This is a genomic window from Syntrophales bacterium (assembly GCA_030655775.1).
Classification (GTDB): Bacteria; Desulfobacterota; Syntrophia; order Syntrophales; family JADFWA01; genus JAUSPI01.
In genome coordinates this window covers 1-7,500 of record JAUSPI010000033.1, presented here as the reverse complement: position 1 = coordinate 7,500, position 7,500 = coordinate 1, and the positions used below count along the sequence as shown (strand labels likewise).

7 protein-coding genes are annotated in these 7,500 nt (G+C 49.1%); all 7 read left to right on the top strand.

Annotated elements, in window-relative coordinates:
- Positions 1-287 precede the first annotated feature (287 nt).
- Positions 288-491 (top strand): (2Fe-2S)-binding protein, encoded by a 204-nt coding sequence (locus tag Q7J27_01950; protein MDO9527902.1) that lies wholly within the window; start codon positions 288-290, stop codon positions 489-491.
- Positions 492-741: 250 nt separating this feature from the next.
- A complete protein-coding gene (locus tag Q7J27_01945) occupies positions 742-1,071 on the top strand; it encodes a lysophospholipid acyltransferase family protein (protein ID MDO9527901.1) in 330 nt (109 codons plus the stop codon).
- A gap of 124 nt (positions 1,072-1,195) precedes the next feature.
- Complete coding sequence (locus tag Q7J27_01940) at positions 1,196-3,427, top strand: glycosyltransferase (GenBank protein MDO9527900.1); 2,232 nt, start codon at positions 1,196-1,198, stop codon at positions 3,425-3,427.
- Positions 3,428-3,519: 92 nt separating this feature from the next.
- Complete coding sequence (locus Q7J27_01935; protein ID MDO9527899.1) at positions 3,520-4,449, top strand: glycoside hydrolase family 130 protein; 930 nt, start codon at positions 3,520-3,522, stop codon at positions 4,447-4,449.
- A complete protein-coding gene (locus Q7J27_01930; GenBank protein ID MDO9527898.1) occupies positions 4,446-5,123 on the top strand; it encodes a DUF374 domain-containing protein in 678 nt (225 codons plus the stop codon). The genes Q7J27_01935 and Q7J27_01930 overlap by 4 nt, the downstream gene beginning before the upstream one ends.
- A gap of 33 nt (positions 5,124-5,156) precedes the next feature.
- Positions 5,157-6,242, top strand: a complete 1,086-nt coding sequence (locus tag Q7J27_01925; GenBank protein MDO9527897.1) for a lysylphosphatidylglycerol synthase transmembrane domain-containing protein — start codon at positions 5,157-5,159, stop codon at positions 6,240-6,242.
- A partial coding sequence (locus tag Q7J27_01920) for a hypothetical protein (protein MDO9527896.1) occupies positions 6,232-7,500 on the top strand: 1,269 nt, incomplete at its 3' end. The genes Q7J27_01925 and Q7J27_01920, both read left to right, overlap by 11 nt.

The following is a 7,500-nucleotide window of genomic DNA, read 5'->3' as shown; positions in this document are numbered from 1 at the left end:
CTGTCATCCCAATACCCGCATTGATAGAACCGTTGAAATGCTGGCAAGGCGGTTTTACCCTGAAAAAATTACTTCTAATGAAAAGCAATAAGTTATCTTTTCTATGGCCAGACAAAAAGAGTAATGGGGTCAGGCATTGACTGGGGGCGCAATATAAAACAAACAAATTCCTTGCCGGGAAGCGCACCGCCCTGTGGGCGGGGAGCTTCACATTTGAGTTACCTCTGAAATTCACAGTTGAAGACACGACACCATACAGCTGATCATCATGATCAAGAGGAAAGGCCATGATTAAAATTGGGTCATATTCCCGGGAAAGAAATGAATTCAAAGATGGCGAACTTGTTTGCTATTGCTTTGGCTATACGAGGAAAGACATTGAAAAAGATTATGTTGATAACAACGGCCAATCAACAATCTTAGAAAGTATTGCATTAGAAACGAATGCTGGACAATGTGATTGCGCTCAGAAAAATCCTAAAGGCCGTTGATGTTTGGGTGATGTCCGCCAGGTGGTGGACAGAATTGCAAAGAAAAATGCCATATAACAGGGGTAAAGGGCAAACTTGCCGGAAAATACATCCAATATCAACTTATCAGGGCAAATTTGCTTGTCAATCAATGGTTGATGAACTCGTAAAAAGTCAGTTTTTGTCACCCTGAATCATGTCCTGAACTTGTTTCAGGATCATTCAGGGTCTCTAACTTACTGAAATAATTAGATGCTGAAACAAGTTCAGCATGACAAATGGTGCAGTTTATGACTTTTTACGAGTCTGTCATGGTTGGGTAACGTTCAAAAGTTGTGGCCCCATGATATTTCCCGAGGGCCACAGGACAAGGACAGGCAAAATAGGTCCATTTAAGGAAGGGATAGGCCACCTCGCCCTTGGTATCAGGGTACCGATCGTGCCGGTTCGCCTGAGAGGCACTTTTGAACTCCTGCCACCGAATGCATCGTTTCCAAAACGAGGAGGTGTATCGGTACATATAGACAAACCATATTTTGCTAAGGGTGGGAACCCCCAAACGGCTGTAGATAAACTCAAGAGAATAATCGAAAATTTGTAGTATATTATCAAGATATTACGTATAATATAAAAAGACAGAGGCTGTAGACGTGCAATCTCAAATCCGCCTGGGTGTACCCCGAGTCAAGGAGTGAAACCCAGCAAACAACTCCAGAAGGATAAAAATGGAAAAGCTTAAAGTTGCGTGTATCGGGAATTACCCCCCGCGGGAATGCGGGATTGCTACCTTTACGAGGGATTTGGTCGAGTCGATGGAAAGAACCGATCGGGCCGAATGCTCCGTTGTCGCGATGAATGATCAGGACCAGGACTACTCGTATCCCGAAAAGGTGCGATATGTTATCCGGCAAGAGTATCAACAGGATTATTTGAAAGCGGTTAAATTTATCAATTACAGTGACGCCGATGTTTGTGTAATAGAGCATGAGTTCGGCATATTCGGCGGTGACAGCGGTATTTATATCCTTCCGTTAATTCATCGGCTGGAGATACCTTTTATTGTTACACTGCATACGGTGCTTAAAAAACCTTCCTATAACGAAAGGGCCATCATCCATGAGATCGGTGAAAAAGCTGAGAAAGTGGTAGTGATGAGTCAGCTCGCTATAGATTTTTTAACCGAAATCTACGATGTACCGCGGGATAAGATTGAGCTTATTGAGCACGGGGTCCCCGATTTCGATCTTGTTCAGAGAGATCAGTATAAAAGGAAATTTAACCTGGAGGACAAAAAGGCCCTCTTTACCTTTGGCCTGTTGAGCAGAAGCAAGGGGATTGAAACGGTAATCCAGGCCCTGCCGCAGATCGTTCAAAAACATCCGGATATCATTTATATCGTGTTAGGAAAGACACACCCATCCGTGTTACGAGTTTCCGGCGAGGAGTACAGAACTTATCTGCAGCGCCTGGTAGTAAAGAATAATCTGAGAGAACACGTCTATTTCTTTAACCGTTTTGTCAGTTCAAAGGAGCTATTTGAATACCTATCCGCTACCGATATTTACATTACCCCCTATCTGAATGAAGCCCAGATTACCAGCGGGACCCTGGCCTACGCGGTCGGAGCGGGGGCGGCCGTAATCTCCACGCCCTACTGGCATGCCCAGGAGCTTTTAGCAGATGGTCGGGGAAGGCTGTTTGGTTTTCGCGATTCAAACGCACTGACCGGTATCCTCAACGAACTCTTGGATAACCCTTCCACCCTGCTCGAATTGCGACACAAGGCGTACACCTACGGGCGGCAGATGACATGGCCAATTATAGGGGAGAAATATGCCAACCTCATGTGCGATGTGGCGCGCTCCTATCCGGAGGTGAGCGCCAGAGAGGAAGCTATCGTCGACCCGCTGGTTCTTCCCCCCTTCGATCTGGCCCACGTCAGGCAGTTCACCGACGATACCGGTATTATCCAGCATGCGAAATACAGTGTGCCGAACCGGAAAAAGGGATACTGCCTGGACGATAATGCCCGGGGGCTGTTGATGACGGCCATGGCCTATCGCCAGAAGAGAGACCCGGTGGCCCTGCGTCTTATGCCCACGTATCTCAGTTATATCGATTATATGCAGCGCGATGACGGTTTATTTAGGAATTTCTTAAGCTACAATCGAAACTTTCTGGACGAGGTCGGATCGGATGATGCTTTCGGACGAACCATATGGGCCCTGGGATACCTTATCCGTTTCTCCCCCCACGACGCCTTCTGTCAACTGGCCAACGACCTGTTCTCCAAGGCGTATCCGCATTTTCAGAACGTGCGTTCCATTCGGGGTATTGCCGACACGATCATCGGTGTCTGCCATTATCTCCATCGCTATTCGAGTGATGAGGGGATGAAAGAAACCCTTAAGGAGATGGTACGGCGGATCGTCGCACAGTACGAAGACGAGGCCGATGGGGAGTGGCGCTGGTTTGAACCGACAGTGACCTACGACAACGGCATTATCCCCCTGGCCCTGTTCCATGCCTATGAAATAACCGGGGATGAAAAGGTCCTGGCTGTCGCCCGTGAGACGGCGGACTTTCTGGGGGGAATAATTTTTAGAGACGGATATCTCGCGCCGGTGGGGTCCGACGGCTGGTACCAGAAGGGCGAAGAATGTGCGCGGTATGCGCAGCAACCTATTAACGTGATGGCCATCGTGATGATGTTCTACCAGGCCTCTATCGTGACCAAAGAAAAACGGTACCTTGACCGGATGTTTGCATCCTTTATGTGGTTTCTGGGTGAAAATGATCTGCGGATCCCGTTATATGATTTTGAGACATGCGGCTGCTGCGACGGCCTTGAAAGCCACGGGGTAAACCGGAATCAGGGTGCGGAGAGTATCCTGGCGTATTTAATTTCCCATCTGACCGTTCTTCGGGCCCATGAGCAGGAGAGTCACTGGCAGTAATGTCCTGATTGAAAACCCGGTCATGTTTTGTCCTTGCAGGGAATTATGCATGAGAAAGCCCTGCCGCATACAACAATGTAAGGAGTTTATGAATGCCGATTATTCGAAGATATGAAAAGAATCCAATTTTAACCAGAGACGATGTACCCTATCCGGTGGCAACAGTTCATAATGCCGGGGTAACGAAGTATAACAACAGATACATAATGATCTTCCGCTCGCATTTAACCAGCGGCCGCAGTATTTTAGGGCTGGCTGAAAGTGATGACGGGTTTCGGTTTACGGTTGCCGAAAAGCCCTTTATGACCCCGGCAACACAAGGGATATTTCAGGTATATGAAGAGTACGGCATCGAAGATCCCCGTATCACCTGTATCGAGGGTGAATATCTGATCACCTACAGCGCGTATTCCAGGCATGGCGCGCGCATCGCGCTGGCCAAAACAAGAGACTTTAAAAAAATAGAACGGGTTGCTCTGATTACGGAAGCCGATTATCGCAACCTGGTTATTTTCCCTGAAAAAATAGATAACCTGTATGTCCGCCTGGACAGACCCCATTCGGGGATAACCCCCTGGTCCATCTGGATATCCTATTCTCCCGACCTGAAATACTGGGGGGACGCCAGGCTGATTATGAAACCGGCTCAATATCACTGGGATGAGATGAAAATAGGACCTGGAGCGCCTCCCATCAAGACCGATCAGGGCTGGTTGAATATCTACCACGGCGTCTTTCAAACGATGGCCGGTTGTGTCTACCGCCTGGGGGTTGCCCTGCATGATTTAACAAATCCCTCTATAATCAGGGGGGTCAGTGACGGCTGGATCCTGCAGCCGGAAGAAGAATACGAGGTCACCGGTTATGTCCCCAATGTTGTATTTACCTGCGGGACGGTACCGGAAACAGACGGCACGCTTAAAATCTACTGGGGTGCGGCTGATACCGTGATGTGCGTGGGTACGGCCAATATAAATGATCTCGTTGACCTTTGTCTGAAAAATCCCAGAGCGGCCCTATGAAGAAGAAAAAAGTGGGTAATCCATCGCACAAGGGACTGAGAGTGAGAATTAAGGGGTGGTCTTTATCCCAGTTATTGCGTTTGCAACGCCGGACCTGGCGGGTTCATATTGAGGGCCGCGAGCACCTGGACCGGTTGTACGCCGCCAATAAACGTTTTCTGTTTTGCTTTTGGCACGGGAAATATGTGCCGATATTCCCCCTGCTGGAGGGCTACAATGCGTGCGTTGTCAGCAGCCAGTCAGAACGGGGAAGCATTATCGCCGAAATCTGCCGAAACTTCGGTTATCAGAGCGCCCAGATACCCGATCAAGCGCGGCATGAGTTCCTTCGGCTTATGAAGGAGGCCTTGTCCGAGGCCCAGGCGGGAGGGATCGCGGTGGATGGCCCGCTGGGTCCACGTCACCGGGTAAAAAGCGGCGTAATACGGATGGCGTCAGCGCTTGGACTTGACCTTTTGCCGGTTTCGGTGGATAGTCGCCGGAAAATAGTGTTTAAAAAACGATGGGATCGGAGGGAGATTCCGCTACCCTTTACAAAGGTATGTTTGGTAATCGGTGAACCCATCAAAGTACCGACTGAACTTCGTCCGGGGCAGGTCCGGGATCTGACGGACAATCTCGCAGAGACCATTGCGAGGCTGGACAAGAAGGCCAAAAACATAGTCCGCGAATGAGACATAAAAAGAACAGCTGAGAAATTTTGATTTATGATGAAAGTGTTTCGCCCCATATCTCAACAGGAGCCTGTGTATGTCTCCAAACGTGTCCTTGTATATTTCGGGCTGGCGGGGTTATTTTTTCTGCTTTCCTTCATCACCATTTATTTTGTTCACCGCTACTTTTCAGAGGGGCAATTTCGACTCGACCCCAACCTGTTGTCGGTTCACGTCATAGGCGGCCTGGTGGTTCTGCTGGCCCTGTACTATCTGGCGGACGGCTTGCGGCTGTATTCAGTCATAAGGGCGATGGGGTTTCACATTGCGTTCCCGTATATTCTCAAACTTGTCTTCGTCAATATTTTCGTCTCCAACGTCACGCCGCTGGCGACTGGCGGCGGAGTTGTCCAGATCTATTTCTTGAAAAAAAGAGGGATGACCATCGGTGAGGCAACGGCGGTTACGTCGATCCGGACCATACTGGCCGCCCTGATACTCTTCACGCTCACACCGATCATCATTTGGGCCGAACCGAACATGTTTCGCATGTTTTCCCACAGAAACCTGCTCTATGGCATCACCGGATTTTCATGTGTTTACCTTACGGTTTTTTGGATCATCCTTTTCCGAATCCGGGTGATCAAGCGTTGGCTGTTTTGGGGATTTCGTTTGCTCAACACCCTGAAAATTGTATCACGGTCGCGGTCCAGGTCACTTTTCTTGAAAGTTTCTCATGAATTGGACCTCTTGTCAGATGGGTTCAAACGATATTTCAGAGGCGACCCGGGCTGGGCCGCACTGTCTGTTGTGTTCACGGCTCTTTTTTTGCTCCTGCTTTTTTCCTTCTCCGTCGTCCTGGTCAGGGCGTTGGGATATGAGACGCCTGTGTTGACCGTTATGGCCTTCCAGGTGGTGGTTACCTTTTTCATGTACTTTGCCCCGACGCCAGGGGCCGCGGGGGTCGCCGAAGGTGGCTATGGGCTTTTATTCGCCCAGCTGGTTCAAAAACAAGACATTACGCTGCTGACCCTGTCCTGGCGATTTTTGACCATCTATATCGGGGTGGTGATCGGTATTGTTGTTATCTACAGGGAAATTTTTAACCTAAAAAAAAGGCGGGCCAGCAATGAACCGTAAAAAGAAACTGAAACTACTCCTGGCTTGTATTGTGCTGTTTATGACCGCTCTTGTCGGATATAAGGTCTATCTACTTGTTTATGAAGCTGATTACGAGGCGCTCAACGCCGACCATGTCGATCAGATCGAATCGCGCCTCCGCGGCAAGGACACTTTCAGCTTCGCTGTTGTCGGCAATGTCAAAAATTCCATGAGAATTTTCGAGAGGCGCATTGCGCCCCTGATCAAAGGCAAGGGCGCCGATTTTATGGTATCCGCCGGAAACGCCGTCTACGACGGCACCGAAGACAAATATAGGTTGCTGTACCGCGGATTCAAAAAACTCGGCATCCCATACGTGCTGGCCGTCGGCCACAACGAGGTTGAGGATTTCGGGGCGGGGAAGTTTTACCGGCATTTCGGGCCCTATTTCTTTTCTTTCCATCTTGAAAACGCCTATTTTATTTTTCTTGATTCAACCGGGCAAACATCCTGGAAATGGCAGATGCGGTGGTTGCAGCAGGAGTTGGAAATGACAGAAAAGTACCCATACCGATTCGTGTTTTTAGACCACTCTCTGTTCCCTTTGGAGGGTTTTGATCCGGATGACAATGAACATGTCCTGGAAGAAAATCTCAGTCTAAACTTGCAACGCCTGTTTTCCCGGTACCGGGTAACGGCCGTTTTTTCGTCCGGGTATCCCACTTATCACGAAACCGTATTACAAGGAGTTCGGTATATCATATCAGGCGGCGGTGGCGGATTGCTCCTGGGCCAGCAGAAAGAGTATTACCAGTATGTAAAGGTCAGTGTGGAACAGGGTCAAGTAACATATGAAAACGTGGCCGTCCCCCACCGGCTGGGTCCGTTTCGCTACAAACTGGAAACGCTGAAGCTTTTTCTGCACTCATTTTTCTATATGAGTCTTTTTAACTTTTTGGTGGTTCTGGGCATCATCAGTCTCGTTGCGCTGAAGGTATATTCGCTGATCATCCGCCAGGAGCATTTCTACCGCGATTTCAGTATCGATGAAGAGGCGCTCTCCAAAGCGCCCCTTCGCCTGGCCATGTTCACGAACAATTACCTTCCTTTTATCGGTGGGGTGCCTCTTTCCATTGACCGGCTTTACGGGGGCCTCGTCCAGTTGGGTGCGACGGTGAAGGTCTTCGCGCCAACATATCTTCAACCATGGACAGACCCAGAGGATGGCAGTGTGTTCCGATGCCCTTCGCTTTTCTCTATCCGCATTAATAACTTTCCTGTTGCCAACATCTTTTCC

What these genes read in the sequence shown, in the direction of transcription:
- Q7J27_01945 (MDO9527901.1), top strand. Translation starts at nt 742, where the DNA reads ATGACAAATGGTGCAGTTTATGACTTTTTACGAGTCTGTCATGGTTGG.
- Q7J27_01950 (MDO9527902.1), top strand. Translation starts at nt 288, where the DNA reads ATGATTAAAATTGGGTCATATTCCCGGGAAAGAAATGAATTCAAAGAT.
- Q7J27_01940 (MDO9527900.1), top strand. Translation starts at nt 1,196, where the DNA reads ATGGAAAAGCTTAAAGTTGCGTGTATCGGGAATTACCCCCCGCGGGAA.
- Q7J27_01925 (MDO9527897.1), top strand. Translation starts at nt 5,157, where the DNA reads ATGATGAAAGTGTTTCGCCCCATATCTCAACAGGAGCCTGTGTATGTC.
- Q7J27_01930 (MDO9527898.1), top strand. Translation starts at nt 4,446, where the DNA reads ATGAAGAAGAAAAAAGTGGGTAATCCATCGCACAAGGGACTGAGAGTG.
- Q7J27_01935 (MDO9527899.1), top strand. Translation starts at nt 3,520, where the DNA reads ATGCCGATTATTCGAAGATATGAAAAGAATCCAATTTTAACCAGAGAC.